Source organism: Janthinobacterium sp. HH104, from assembly GCF_001758715.1.
Taxonomy (GTDB): Bacteria; Pseudomonadota; Gammaproteobacteria; order Burkholderiales; family Burkholderiaceae_D; genus Janthinobacterium; species Janthinobacterium aestuarii.
In genome coordinates this window covers 192,774-204,413 of record NZ_LRIB01000027.1, presented here as the reverse complement: position 1 = coordinate 204,413, position 11,640 = coordinate 192,774, and the positions used below count along the sequence as shown (strand labels likewise).

The following is an 11,640-nucleotide window of genomic DNA, read 5'->3' as shown; positions in this document are numbered from 1 at the left end:
GGCGCCCCCGTCATGCGCATGCGCCGCCCCGTTCCAGCATCTTGATGCCCAGCTCCACGTTGAGCGCGGTGCTCACGCCTTCCAGGGTCAGCCCCAGCTCCACCAGGGTGATGGCGACGGCTGGCTGCATGCCGACGACGACGGTGCGCGCGTCGAGGATTTTCGCCATCGCCGCCGTGTTGCTGATCATGCGGCCGATGAAGGAGTCCACGATGTCAAGCGCGGAAATATCGATCAGCACGCCCGTGGCGCGGTCCGTCACGATGCGGGTGGTCAGGTCGTCCTGCAAGGTCATCGCCAGGCGGTCATGCATGTCCACCTGGATCGTCACCAGCAGCAGCCGGCCCATGCGTAAAATGGGGATTCTTTCCATAGGCTCCTCAGTGTGCTTGCTGCTGGTAGCTGATGCTGGAACCCGTGCGTTTCAGGGCCACGACGAAGGCGTCGGCCAGGGTGGCCTTGGTCATCACGTCTTCCAGGTTGACGCCCAGGTGCACGATGGTTTGCGCGATCTGCGGGCGGATGCCGCTGATGATGCAGTCGGCGCCCATCAGGCGCGCGGCGGCGATGGTTTTCAGCAGGTGCTGCGCCACCAGGGTGTCGACTGTCGGCACGCCCGTGATGTCAATGATGGCGATCAGGGCGCCCGTATCGACGATCTTTTGCAGCAGGCTTTCCATCACCACCTGCGTGCGCGCACTGTCGAGCGTGCCGATCAGGGGCAGGGCCAGCACGTTTTGCCACAGCTGCACGACGGGCGTCGACAGTTCCAGCAATTCCTGCTGCTGGCGCAGAATCACCTGTTCGCGCGCCTTCTGGTAGATGGCGATGGTCAGCAGGCCCAGCTCGTCGAACAATTTGCTGGTGCTGACGATGGCGTCGCCCAGCTGCTCCGGCTGCGCCGTGATCGCCTTGCGCAGGTAGCCGAACAGCGGCTCCTTGAGGGCGAACATGAAGCTGGCCGTGTCGATCGGCGAATAGCCCTGGCGCACGCGCGACTGCGATATTTCCGCGATCAGCTGGCGTGTATCGTCCCAGGCGCCGCCTTCGATGTCGAACGAGTCGCCGCTTTCCAGCGCGCCAGCCAGCAGCGGCAGCAATTGCGATGCCTGCTGGCGCAGCTCGTTTTCCGCGATCTTGTCGCGCCGCACGAGGCGGGCGATCAGGCCGGCCATCCAGCCATCCAGCAGTTCCGTGTGGTGCTCGTTGATGATGCCGGCCAGTTGCTGCGCCTGGCCCGTGCCCGTCTTGTTTTTCATGCTCATCCTTGGCTGGAGTGGAGGGTGCGGCACGGCCGCAAACGGGCCCGCGCTGTGATGAGCAAATTATAGGCAGGCATCGCGGAAGCTTGTGTTCTGTGCCGCACATAGTGGCGCATGTCGATTTACATTCCTCCAGGAAACGTTGAAGCTTTAAAGATGCATGTAATTTGCATGTTTAAGCGAATTCCGCTACACTGGCCGCACTCAACAAGAGAAAAACGCCATGAATATCGACAAATTCAAACAGCAGCATCTGGCCATCCTGGCCGCCATCGACGACTTGCGCCAGCTGGCGCGCGGCGGTGTGGCCGCGCAGGCGCAGGCCATTGCCGAACAGATCATCGCCATGAGCGGCTTGATCAAGCTGCACCTGGCCGTCGAGCAGCGCTACCTGTATCCGGCCGCGCAAGCGTCCGGCGTCGCCAAAGTGGCCCAGCTGGGGCGCCAGTACGAAAACGAGATGCACGGCATCGCCGGCGCCTACCTTGATTTCGCCGGCCGCTGGAATACGCCCGTGCGCCTGGAAGCCGAACCGGAAGCCTTCCGCAGCGAAGCCAATACCGTGCTGCACGCGCTGTTCCAGCGCATGCGCCGCGAAGACCATGAGTTATATCCAGCTGTAGAGACGCTGGCCTGAGACCGCTTACCCATATCCACACAGGAGTTTTACATGCTGACCCAAGAACAACGCGCCATCATCACGGCCACCGTCCCCATCCTCGAGCAGGGCGGCGAAGCGCTGACGCGCCACTTCTACAAGAATCTGTTCCGCGACCATCCGGAAGTGCTGCCGTACTTTAACCAGGCGCACCAGCACAGCGGCGACCAGCAGCGCGCACTGGCCAATGGCGTGCTGATGTATGCCAAACATATCGATCAACTGGATGCGTTGGGCGACCTCGTGTCGACCATCGTCAACAAGCACGTGGCCCTGCAAATTCGCGCCGAGCACTATCCGCTGGTCGGTGCCAGCCTGCTGCAGGCGATCCGCGAAGTGCTGGGCGCAGAGGTCGCCAGCGATGCCGTCATCGACGCCTGGGGCGCGGCCTACGGACAACTGGCCGACATCCTGGCCGGCGAAGAAGGGCGCATCTACAAGGCGCAGGCGGCCGCACCGGGCGGCTGGAGCGGCGCGCGCGACTTTACCGTGCGCAGCAAGACAGTGGAAAGCGGCGAGATCACATCCTTCCTGCTGGCGCCCGTTGATGGCCAGCCCGTGCTCGACTTCGCGCCAGGCCAGTACATCGGCGTGCTGGCCACCGTCGATGGTGTGCCCATGCGCCGCCAATACTCGCTGTCGGCCGCCAGCAATGGCCAGACTTACCGCATCAGCGTCAAGCGCGAGCAGGGCGGCAAGGTGTCGAACTATTTCCACGACCACGTGCAGGCGGGCGACACTGTGCAGCTGACGCCGCCATCGGGCGACTTCGTGCTGAAAGACAGCGACAAGCCGCTGGTGCTGATCAGCGGCGGCGTGGGCATCACGCCGACCTTGGCCATGCTGACGGCGGCCCTGCGCGGCAAGCGTCCCGTGCATTTCATCCATGCGGCGCGCAACCACGGCGTGCATGCGTTTCGCGCGCAGATCGACGAGCTGGCCGCGCAGCACCCGCAGTTGCAGCGCTATTACTGCTATGCGGAACATGGTGGTGAACACGATGCGCCGGACGCCATCGGCTTGCTGAATAAAGAGCAGCTGAATGACTGGCTGCCGGCCTCGCGCGACGTCGATGCCTATTTCCTGGGACCGCAGCCGTTCATGCGGGCCGTCAAGCAATACTTGCGCGAGCTGGGCGTGCCGGAACAGCAGACGCACCATGAATTCTTCGGACCGGCTGCCGCCTTGAACTGATTTTTCTTCCTGTCTTGTGTTGCCCCCGCGAGAAAAAACGCTGCCGTAAGGGGCGGGTAAGCCTCGCGCTGTACTGTGAATCCAAGCTCGCACAAAAGAGCACGCTTTTACATAACAGGAGGCAACACAATGCATGACGATCTGGTTCAAAAAATCAAGAGCGACCCCAGCTATCATCAGCTGGTCAAGGTGCGTTCCCGCTTCGGCTGGGCGCTGACGGGCCTGATGATGCTCGTGTACTACGGCTACATCCTGCTCATCGCCTTCAACAAGGAATTCCTGGCCACGAAAACGGGCGCCGGCGTGATGACCTGGGGCATGCCGATCGGCCTGTTCGTCATCGTGTTTACCGTGCTCGTCACCGGCATCTATGTGCGCCGCGCCAACAAGCAATTCGACGACCTGAGCAACGCCATCCAGGCACGGGTGCAGGCATGAGCGCCGCCAAGCATGCGCTGCGCGGCATGTCTTGCCTGAGCGTCCTGGCCCTGCTGGGTGCCAGCAACGCCGCGTTTGCGGCCGGCGCCGACCTGGGCCAGGCAGTCAAGCAACCGACCAACTGGACGGCGATCATCATGTTCGCCGCCTTCGTCATCTTCACCCTGTTCGTCACCAAGTGGGCAGCTGCGAAGACCAAGTCGGCCTCCGATTTCTACACGGCCGGCGGCGGCATCACGGGCTTCCAGAACGGCCTGGCGATTGCGGGCGACTATATGTCGGCCGCATCGTTTCTCGGCATTTCCGCCGCCGTCTTCCTGAACGGCTACGATGGCCTGATCTACGCCATCGGCTTTCTCGTCGGCTGGCCCGTCATCACCTTTTTGATGGCCGAGCGCCTGCGCAATCTGGGCCGCTTCACCTTTGCCGACGTGGCCGCCTACCGCTTCAAGCAGGCGCCGATCCGCATCTTTTCCGCGTCCGGCACCCTCGTCGTCGTGGCCTTTTACCTGATCGCACAGATGGTGGGCGCGGGCCAGCTGATCAAGCTGCTGTTCGGCCTCGAGTACTGGATCGCCGTCGTCCTCGTCGGTACCTTGATGATGATCTACGTGCTGTTCGGCGGCATGACGGCCACCACCTGGGTGCAGATCATCAAGGCCGTGATGCTGCTGGGCGGGGCCACCTTCATGGCCGTGGCCGTGCTGGCGCAATTCAACTTCAGCCCGGAAGCGCTGTTCGCCAAGTCGGTGGACGTGCACGCCACCAAGGAAGCCATCATGGGCCCTGGTTCCTTCATCAAGGACCCGATCTCGGCCATCTCGTTCGGCATGGCGCTGATGTTCGGCACGGCCGGTTTGCCGCACATTTTGATGCGTTTCTTCACGGTGCCGAGCGCCAAGGAAGCGCGCAAATCCGTGTTCTGGGCCACCACCTGGATCGCCTATTTCTACATTCTGACCTTCATCATCGGCTTTGGCGCCATCGTGCTGGTGAGCACCAATCCCGAGTTCAAGGATGCGGCCGGCAAGCTGCTGGGTGGTAACAACATGGCGGCAGTGCACCTGGCCAAGGCCGTGGGCGGCAACGTCTTCCTCGGCTTCATGTCGGCGGTCGCGTTCGCCACGATTCTGGCTGTCGTGGCGGGCCTGACCCTGTCGGGCGCGTCGGCCGTGTCGCACGATCTGTATGCCACCGTCATCAAGAAGGGCAAGGCCACGGGCGCCAATGAATTGAAAGTGTCGCGCGTGACGACGATCGTGCTGGGCATCATCGCCGTGGTGCTGGGCATCGCCTTTGAAAAGCAGAACATCGCCTTCATGGTCTCGCTGGCTTTCGCCATTGCCGCCTCGGCCAACTTCCCCGTGCTGTTCATGTCGGTGCTGTGGAAGGATTGCACGACGCGGGGCGCCACCATCGGCGGCTTCCTCGGCTTGACCACGGCCGTCGCGCTGACGGTGGTGTCGAAGTCCGTGTGGGTCGACGTGCTCGGCCATGGCGAAGCGCTGTTTCCTTACGCCTCGCCGGCGCTGTTCTCGATGACGGCAGGCTTTGTTGGCATCTGGCTGTTCTCGGTGCTCGACAAGAGCCCGCGCGCGCGCATCGACCGCGCCGGCTACGAAGCGCAGCAGATGCGTTCGGAAACGGGCATCGGCGCGGCAGGCGCTAGCGCGCATTGATGTTTTAGATAGTCGCTGCAGGAAACAATGCCCGGTTCGCCGGGCATTGTTGTTTTTGGCGCGCTTACTTTGCCACGCGCAGGGGGATCACACCGGCCGCCAGCGCCGGCGCGCCCGGCGTCGCTTCAAGTATCGATGCCAGGGTCACCGTGTCGAGCACGGCCAGGAAGGCGGCCGTGGCCTGGCCCAGCTTGGCTTTCAGCAGGCAATCGGGTGTCAGCGGGCAGGTATTGTTTTCCTTGTTAAAACATTCCGCCATGAAAAAATCGTTTTCCGTCTCGCGCACGACGGTGCCGATATTGATCTCGGCCGGATCGCGCGCCAGGCGCAGGCCGCCATTGCGCCCACGCACCGTTTCCACGATGCCTGACAGGCCCAGCTGGTGCACCACCTTCATCAAATGATTTTTCGAGATGGCATGCAGGTCGGCGATGTCCTGAATGGTCACCAGGCGGTCGCGGTGCACGCCCAGGTACATCAGGGTGCGCAGGGTGTAGTCGGTATAGGCAGTCAGTCGCATGGGAGTAGAGAGTAAACACCCGACAAAGCTACTGCGCGTCGCGATTTGCGGCCTGCGATGCTCACTGTGCATCCGCACAGCTGCGCTTCTCGGCCACAACTCTCATCCGCTCGCTACGTTTTTGTCAGGTGTGTGAAAGATGTGGATTACATCCTTGTTTCATCCGCAGCATACAGGAGAGCGCCGGCCGTGTGTATTGCGCCGTCACTTTTCCGCTTCGAAAGACAAAAGTTGATTGCCTTTCGCTTAAATGCGTAGTAAATTTTCATATTGTTGCCCTGGTAAATAGCTCGTAAGCCCTTGTTGGCCCTTTGAGTAGGATTTTTTTTGATGGAAATCAAGAGGATGGTGAAGCAATAAGGTAAATTTACTACAAATTCGACGATGGGCGTTTCCCGGGCCGGGAAGCGCGAACTACGCAATCTGTGCGGTGCCGCCATGGCCGCCCCAGGAAATACATACCATGCAAATGAATGAAGTGAAAGACGAGCTGCTGAGCAGCGATATCCGCCAGCTGGGCCGTCTGCTGGGCGACGCCATCCGCAACCACTTGGGCGACCCCGCCTTCGAGCGCATCGAACATGTGCGCCAGCTGGCCATCCGTTTCCGCCGCGACAATGATGAAGCGGCGCGCGCGCAGCTGTCGGACGCGCTGCAAGCGCTGTCGCAGGAAGAAACCACGCAATTGACGCGCGCTTTCAGCTATTTCTCGCTGCTGGCCAATATTGCGGAAGACCAGCACCACATTCGCCGCACGCGCGCCCACTTGATCGCCGGCTCGCCGCCGCGCCAGGGTAGCCTCAGCCATGCCGTCGGCAACGTGTTTGACGCGGGCAAGGCAGATGCATTGGAAACGTTTTTCGAAGATGCGTTCGTCAGCCCCGTCTTCACGGCGCATCCGACGGAAGTGCAGCGCAAGAGCATCCAGAATTGCCAGATGGCCATTGCCCGCCTGTTGAGCGAGCGCGACCGCGTGCAGATGACGCCGGAAGAAGCCGAGCAAAACGAAGAAGCGCTGGGCCGCGGCATCGTGACCTTGTGGCAGACGCGTTTGCTGCGTACGAGCAAGCTGTCCGTCATGGATGAAGTGGCCAATGGCCTGTCGTTCTACGACCACACGATCTTGCGCGAATTGCCGAAACTGTATTCTTCGCTGGAAACGATGCTGGCCCAGCGCGATGCCCGCTGGGAAGATGCGGAATTACCGAATTTCATGAAGGTCGGCAGCTGGATAGGCGGCGACCGCGACGGCAACCCGTTCGTCACGGCCGACATCCTGCGCAGCACCCTGCAAACGCAGGCCGACAAGGTGCTCGACTTTTACCTCGGTGAATTGCGCAAGCTCGCTTCGCAACTGTCGCTGGCGCAAATACTGAACGCCTGCAGCGAGCCGCTGCGCGCGCTGGCCGAGCGCTCGGCCGATGCCTCGCCGCATCGCGTGGACGAGCCGTACCGCCGCGCCCTGCACGGCATCCATGCGCGCCTGGAAAACACGCGCGTGGTTCTTTCCGGCAAGGGCAAGCAAGCCGACGGTGTGCAGCCTTACGCTGCGGCTGCCGAACTGCTGGCCGACCTGGACGTGGTCCAGCATTCGCTCGTCAGCAATGGCTTGCGCGCACTGGCACGGGGCCGCTTGCGCCAGCTGCGCCGCGCCGTCAAGGTCTTCGGTTTCTCGCTGGCGCCGCTCGACTTGCGCCAGAATTCCGACGTGCATGAGCGCGTCGTGGGCGAACTGTTCGCGGGTGCCCAGCCGGGCCTCGTCTACCTGGACCTCGATGAAGAGCAGCGCATCAGCTTGCTGCTGGCCGAACTGGAATCGCCACGCCTGCTGACGTCGCCGTATGCGCAATACTCGGAAGAAACGACTTCCGAACTCGACATCTTCCGCGCCGTGCGCGAAGCCCACGTCAAATACGGCAAGGAGTCGGTGCCGAACTGCATCATTTCGAAGGCGGCCAGCGTGTCGGACTTGCTGGAAGTGGCCTTGCTGCTGAAAGAAGTGGGCTTGCTGCGCCAGGACAGCCTCGAAGCGGACGTCAACATCATCCCGCTGTTTGAAACGATCGACGACTTGCGTGCCGGCCCCGCCATCATGGCGCGCGCGTTCGGCTTGCCGTTCTACCGTGGCTTGCTTGCCTCGCGCGCGGACCAGCAGGAAGTCATGCTCGGCTATTCGGACAGCAACAAGGACGGCGGCTTCCTGACCTCGGGCTGGGAACTCTACAAGGCCGAGATCGAACTGGTGACCGTCTTCAAGGAGTATCAGATCAAGCTGCGCCTGTTCCACGGCCGCGGTGGTTCCGTGGGACGCGGCGGCGGCCCCAGCTACGAAGCCATCCTGGCCCAGCCGGCAGGCGCCGTGCAGGGACAGATCCGGCTGACGGAGCAGGGCGAAGTCATCACGGCCAAGTATGCGAACCCGGAAGTGGGGCGCCGCAACCTGGAAGTGCTGGTGGCCGCCACCATCCAGTCGACCCTGCTGCCGCAGGCCCAGCTGCAACCGAAGGCTTCGGCCGGCGCGGGCCATTTGGCCGCGATGGAAGAGCTGTCCGGCACGGCCCTGAACGCCTACCGCGACCTCGTGTATGGCACCGAGGGCTTCGAGCAGTATTTCTGGGAATCGACGGTGATTGCCGAGATTGCCGCACTGAACATCGGCAGCCGTCCCGCTTCGCGCAAGAAATCCACGTCCATCGAAGATTTGCGCGCCATTCCGTGGGTGTTGAGCTGGGCGCAATGCCGCTTGATGCTGCCGGGCTGGTTCGGTTTCGGTTCCGCCGTGCAAGCCTACCTGGCCGCCCATCCCGCCGATGGCGCGGACGTGCTGCGCGGCATGTACACGGACTGGCCATTCTTCACGTCCTTGCTGTCGAACATGGATATGGTCCTGGCCAAGAGCGACATCGCCATTGCAGGCAAGTATGCGGAACTGGTCAAGGACAAGGCCTTGCGCGACGCCATCTTCACGCGCATCCGCGCCGAATACGCGGCCACGCTGGACGCCTTGAAGCTGATCACGGGCCAGGAAGAGTTACAGCAGGCCAATCCGCTGATGCAGCGTTCGATACGCAACCGTTTCCCGTATATCGACCCGCTCAATCACGTGCAGGTGGAGCTGCTGAAGCGTTTCCGCGAGGGCAAGCAGGATGCGGCAGCTCGCACGGGCATCCATTTGTCGATCAATGGGATTGCGGCGGGGTTGCGTAACAGCGGTTAATTTTTAGGGCAGAGCCGCCGAAAATCCGGGGTCAGACCCGCCGGGTCTGACCCCAGCAGTTGCACTTTGGGTGGCTTTACGAACTCAGCAGAAAACATCAAGGAGACAGCATGACCATCAAAGTTGCCATCAATGGCTATGGCCGCATCGGCCGCAACGTCTTGCGCGCGTTTTATGAAGGCGGCAAGCAACAGGATATCGAGATCGTCGCCATCAATGACCTGGGCGACGCGAAGTCGAATGCGCATTTGACGCGCTACGACACGGTGCACGGCAAGTTTCCCGGCGTCGTCACCATCGACGGCGACAATATGCTCGTCAATGGCGATCGTATCCGCGTCTTCGCGCAGCGCGACCCGGCCCTGATTCCGTGGGGCGAGCTCGGCGTCGACGTGGTGCTCGAATGCACGGGTTTCTTCACGACCAAGGAAAAAGCGTCGGCCCACCTGAAGGGCGGGGCAAAGAAAGTCATCATTTCCGCGCCGGGCGGCAAGGACGTGGACGCCACCATCGTGTTCGGCGTCAACCAGCAGGTGCTGAAAGCCACGGACACGGTCATCTCGAATGCCTCGTGCACGACGAATTGCCTGGCGCCGCTGGTAAAACCGCTCAACGACGCCATCGGCATCGAATCGGGACTGATGACCACCGTGCACGCCTACACGAATGACCAGGTGCTGTCCGACGTGATGCATGAAGACTTGCGCCGCGCCCGTTCGGCTACGCATTCGATGATTCCCACCAAGACGGGCGCCGCTGCCGCCGTCGGCCTCGTCTTGCCGGAACTCAATGGCAAGCTCGATGGCTTTGCCATCCGCGTGCCGACGATCAACGTCTCGCTGGTCGACCTGTCCTTTATCGCCAAGCGCGATACGACGGTGGAAGAGGTGAATGCCTTGCTGAAAACGGCGTCGGAAGGCGCGCTGAAAGGCATCCTGACGTACCAGACGGAACCACTGGTTTCCATCGATTTCAACCACAACCCGGCTTCGTCGAACTTCGATTCGACCTTGACCAAGGTTTCGGGCCGCCTCGTGAAAGTGTCGTCGTGGTACGACAACGAGTGGGGCTTCTCGAACCGCATGCTCGACACGACGGTCGCCCTGATGGCGGCCAAGTAAGAACGTAGTACCGCTGATCCAGCGCACCAGGACGGCCGGCCCACAAGGCTGGCCCTTGTAGCAACTTATTTTAGAAAGCAGCAACCATGACCATGCAAGTACAGCAACGCGCCACCAAGATCGTTTCCACCATCGGCCCCGCTTCAAACGATATCGATACCCTCGTCCGCATGTTCAAGGCCGGCGTCGACGTCGTGCGCCTGAACTTTTCGCATGGCAAGGCGCAAGACCATATCGACCGCGCCCGCATGGTGCGCGAAGCGGCAGCCCTGTGCGGCCGCGAAGTGGCCATCATGGCCGACTTGCAAGGCCCGAAAATTCGCGTCGGCAAGTTTGAAGAAGGCAAGATTTTCCTGGAAAACGGCGCCAAGTTCATCCTCGACGCGAAATGGGGCGAGAACGGCGAACTGGGCAACATCGAGCGCTGCGGCCTCGATTACAAGGAATTGCCGCGTGACTTGCGCGCGGCCGACGTATTGCTGCTCAACGACGGCCTCATCGTGCTGACGGTCGACAAAGTCGTCGGCAGCGAAATCCATACGACCGTCAAGATCGGCGGCGAGTTGTCGAACAACAAGGGTATCAACCGCCAGGGCGGCGGCTTGTCGGCGCCGGCCCTGACGGCGAAAGACATGGAAGACGTGAAAACGGCGATGAGCTTCCAGGCCGATTACGTGGCCGTGTCCTTTCCGAAAAACGCCACCGACATGGTCATGGCGCGCCAGTTGGCCAATATCGCCGGCGAAGCATGGGACCACAAGCCGATGATGATCGCCAAGATCGAGCGCGCGGAAGCCATTCCTGCGTTGCAAGAAATTCTCGACGCGTCCGACGGCATCATGGTGGCCCGTGGCGACCTGGCCGTGGAAGTGGGCAATGCGGCCGTGCCTGCCTTGCAAAAGCGCATGATCAAGATGGCGCGCGCATCGAACAAGCTGGCGATCACGGCCACGCAGATGATGGAATCGATGATCGTCAACGCCGTGCCGACCCGCGCGGAAGTGTCCGACGTGGCCAATGCAGTGCTCGACGGCACGGACGCCGTCATGACGTCGGCGGAAACGGCGTCGGGCCGCTACCCGATCGAAACGGTGGAAGCGATGGCCGCCATCTGCCTGGATGCGGAAAAGTGGGACACCTGCAAGCTGGATGCCGATTTCCTCAACGCCACGTTCTCGCGCATCGACCAGTCGATCGCGTATGGCGCCCTGTTTACAGCCCACCATTTGCGCGTAAAGGCCATCGCCACCCTGACGGAATCGGGCTCCACAGCCTTGTGGATGAGCCGCTGCAACATCGATATCCCGATCGTCGCGCTGACCCCGAGCGTGGGCACGCGCCGCAAGCTGGCCCTGTACCGCAACGTCAGCACTCTGGAACTGACGTCCGGCACGGACCGCGACAAGGTCTTGCAGCAGGCGGAAGATTTGCTGGTCGAACATAAAGTCGTGGCCAAAGGCGACACCGTCGTGCTGACCTGGGGCGAGCCGATGGGCAAGGTCGGCGGCACGAACGCGCTGAAGATCATGAAGATCGGCCAGCACTGATCGT

The 11,640-nt window shown here is 61.8% G+C and carries 10 protein-coding genes; 7 read left to right on the top strand and 3 right to left on the bottom strand.

The window, feature by feature from the left end; translation table 11 throughout:
- Positions 1-10 precede the first annotated feature (10 nt).
- Positions 11-373 (bottom strand): STAS domain-containing protein, encoded by a 363-nt coding sequence (locus JAB6_RS10080; RefSeq protein ID WP_034755734.1) that lies wholly within the window; start codon positions 371-373, stop codon positions 11-13.
- A gap of 7 nt (positions 374-380) precedes the next feature.
- Positions 381-1,259 (bottom strand): STAS domain-containing protein, encoded by an 879-nt coding sequence (locus tag JAB6_RS10075; protein ID WP_034756446.1) that lies wholly within the window; start codon positions 1,257-1,259, stop codon positions 381-383.
- A gap of 226 nt (positions 1,260-1,485) precedes the next feature.
- Between JAB6_RS10075 and JAB6_RS10070 the strand changes: the two genes are divergently transcribed.
- The 4 genes from JAB6_RS10070 to JAB6_RS10055 all read left to right on the top strand — a co-directional run bounded on the left by JAB6_RS10070 (position 1,486) and on the right by JAB6_RS10055 (position 5,231).
- Positions 1,486-1,899 carry a hemerythrin domain-containing protein gene (locus JAB6_RS10070; protein ID WP_070302663.1) on the top strand — a complete coding sequence of 138 codons (414 nt, stop codon included), beginning with the start codon at positions 1,486-1,488 and terminating at the stop codon, positions 1,897-1,899.
- Between the two features lie 33 nt (positions 1,900-1,932).
- Positions 1,933-3,114, top strand: coding sequence for an NO-inducible flavohemoprotein (gene hmpA, locus JAB6_RS10065; RefSeq protein ID WP_070302661.1), 1,182 nt, complete (start codon positions 1,933-1,935; stop codon positions 3,112-3,114).
- Positions 3,115-3,243: 129 nt separating this feature from the next.
- On the top strand, positions 3,244-3,552 hold the full coding sequence (locus JAB6_RS10060) for a DUF485 domain-containing protein (RefSeq protein WP_034755744.1): 309 nt from the start codon (positions 3,244-3,246) through the stop codon (positions 3,550-3,552).
- Positions 3,549-5,231, top strand: a complete 1,683-nt coding sequence (locus JAB6_RS10055) for a cation acetate symporter (RefSeq protein ID WP_139143338.1) — start codon at positions 3,549-3,551, stop codon at positions 5,229-5,231. The genes JAB6_RS10060 and JAB6_RS10055 overlap by 4 nt, the downstream gene beginning before the upstream one ends.
- A gap of 64 nt (positions 5,232-5,295) precedes the next feature.
- Here the strand turns inward: JAB6_RS10055 and JAB6_RS10050 are convergent, their stop codons facing one another.
- Positions 5,296-5,751, bottom strand: coding sequence for an Rrf2 family transcriptional regulator (locus tag JAB6_RS10050; protein WP_070291511.1), 456 nt, complete (start codon positions 5,749-5,751; stop codon positions 5,296-5,298).
- A 463-nt stretch (positions 5,752-6,214) separates the two neighbouring features.
- Between JAB6_RS10050 and ppc the strand changes: the two genes are divergently transcribed.
- The 3 genes from ppc (at position 6,215) to pyk (ending at position 11,636) form a co-directional block, all read left to right on the top strand.
- Positions 6,215-8,968, top strand: coding sequence for a phosphoenolpyruvate carboxylase (ppc, locus tag JAB6_RS10045; protein ID WP_217494620.1), 2,754 nt, complete (start codon positions 6,215-6,217; stop codon positions 8,966-8,968).
- A 110-nt stretch (positions 8,969-9,078) separates the two neighbouring features.
- Positions 9,079-10,089, top strand: a complete 1,011-nt coding sequence (gene gap, locus JAB6_RS10040; RefSeq protein WP_034755750.1) for a type I glyceraldehyde-3-phosphate dehydrogenase — start codon at positions 9,079-9,081, stop codon at positions 10,087-10,089.
- 86 nt (positions 10,090-10,175) lie between these two features.
- Positions 10,176-11,636 (top strand): pyruvate kinase, encoded by a 1,461-nt coding sequence (gene pyk, locus JAB6_RS10035; RefSeq protein WP_083292642.1) that lies wholly within the window; start codon positions 10,176-10,178, stop codon positions 11,634-11,636.
- The last annotated feature ends 4 nt before the right edge of the window (positions 11,637-11,640 follow it).

What these genes read in the sequence shown, in the direction of transcription:
- JAB6_RS10080 (WP_034755734.1), bottom strand. Translation starts at nt 373, where the DNA reads ATGGAAAGAATCCCCATTTTACGCATGGGCCGGCTGCTGCTGGTGACG.
- JAB6_RS10075 (WP_034756446.1), bottom strand. Translation starts at nt 1,259, where the DNA reads ATGAAAAACAAGACGGGCACGGGCCAGGCGCAGCAACTGGCCGGCATC.
- JAB6_RS10070 (WP_070302663.1), top strand. Translation starts at nt 1,486, where the DNA reads ATGAATATCGACAAATTCAAACAGCAGCATCTGGCCATCCTGGCCGCC.
- hmpA (WP_070302661.1), top strand. Translation starts at nt 1,933, where the DNA reads ATGCTGACCCAAGAACAACGCGCCATCATCACGGCCACCGTCCCCATC.
- JAB6_RS10060 (WP_034755744.1), top strand. Translation starts at nt 3,244, where the DNA reads ATGCATGACGATCTGGTTCAAAAAATCAAGAGCGACCCCAGCTATCAT.
- JAB6_RS10055 (WP_139143338.1), top strand. Translation starts at nt 3,549, where the DNA reads ATGAGCGCCGCCAAGCATGCGCTGCGCGGCATGTCTTGCCTGAGCGTC.
- JAB6_RS10050 (WP_070291511.1), bottom strand. Translation starts at nt 5,751, where the DNA reads ATGCGACTGACTGCCTATACCGACTACACCCTGCGCACCCTGATGTAC.
- ppc (WP_217494620.1), top strand. Translation starts at nt 6,215, where the DNA reads ATGCAAATGAATGAAGTGAAAGACGAGCTGCTGAGCAGCGATATCCGC.
- gap (WP_034755750.1), top strand. Translation starts at nt 9,079, where the DNA reads ATGACCATCAAAGTTGCCATCAATGGCTATGGCCGCATCGGCCGCAAC.
- pyk (WP_083292642.1), top strand. Translation starts at nt 10,176, where the DNA reads ATGACCATGCAAGTACAGCAACGCGCCACCAAGATCGTTTCCACCATC.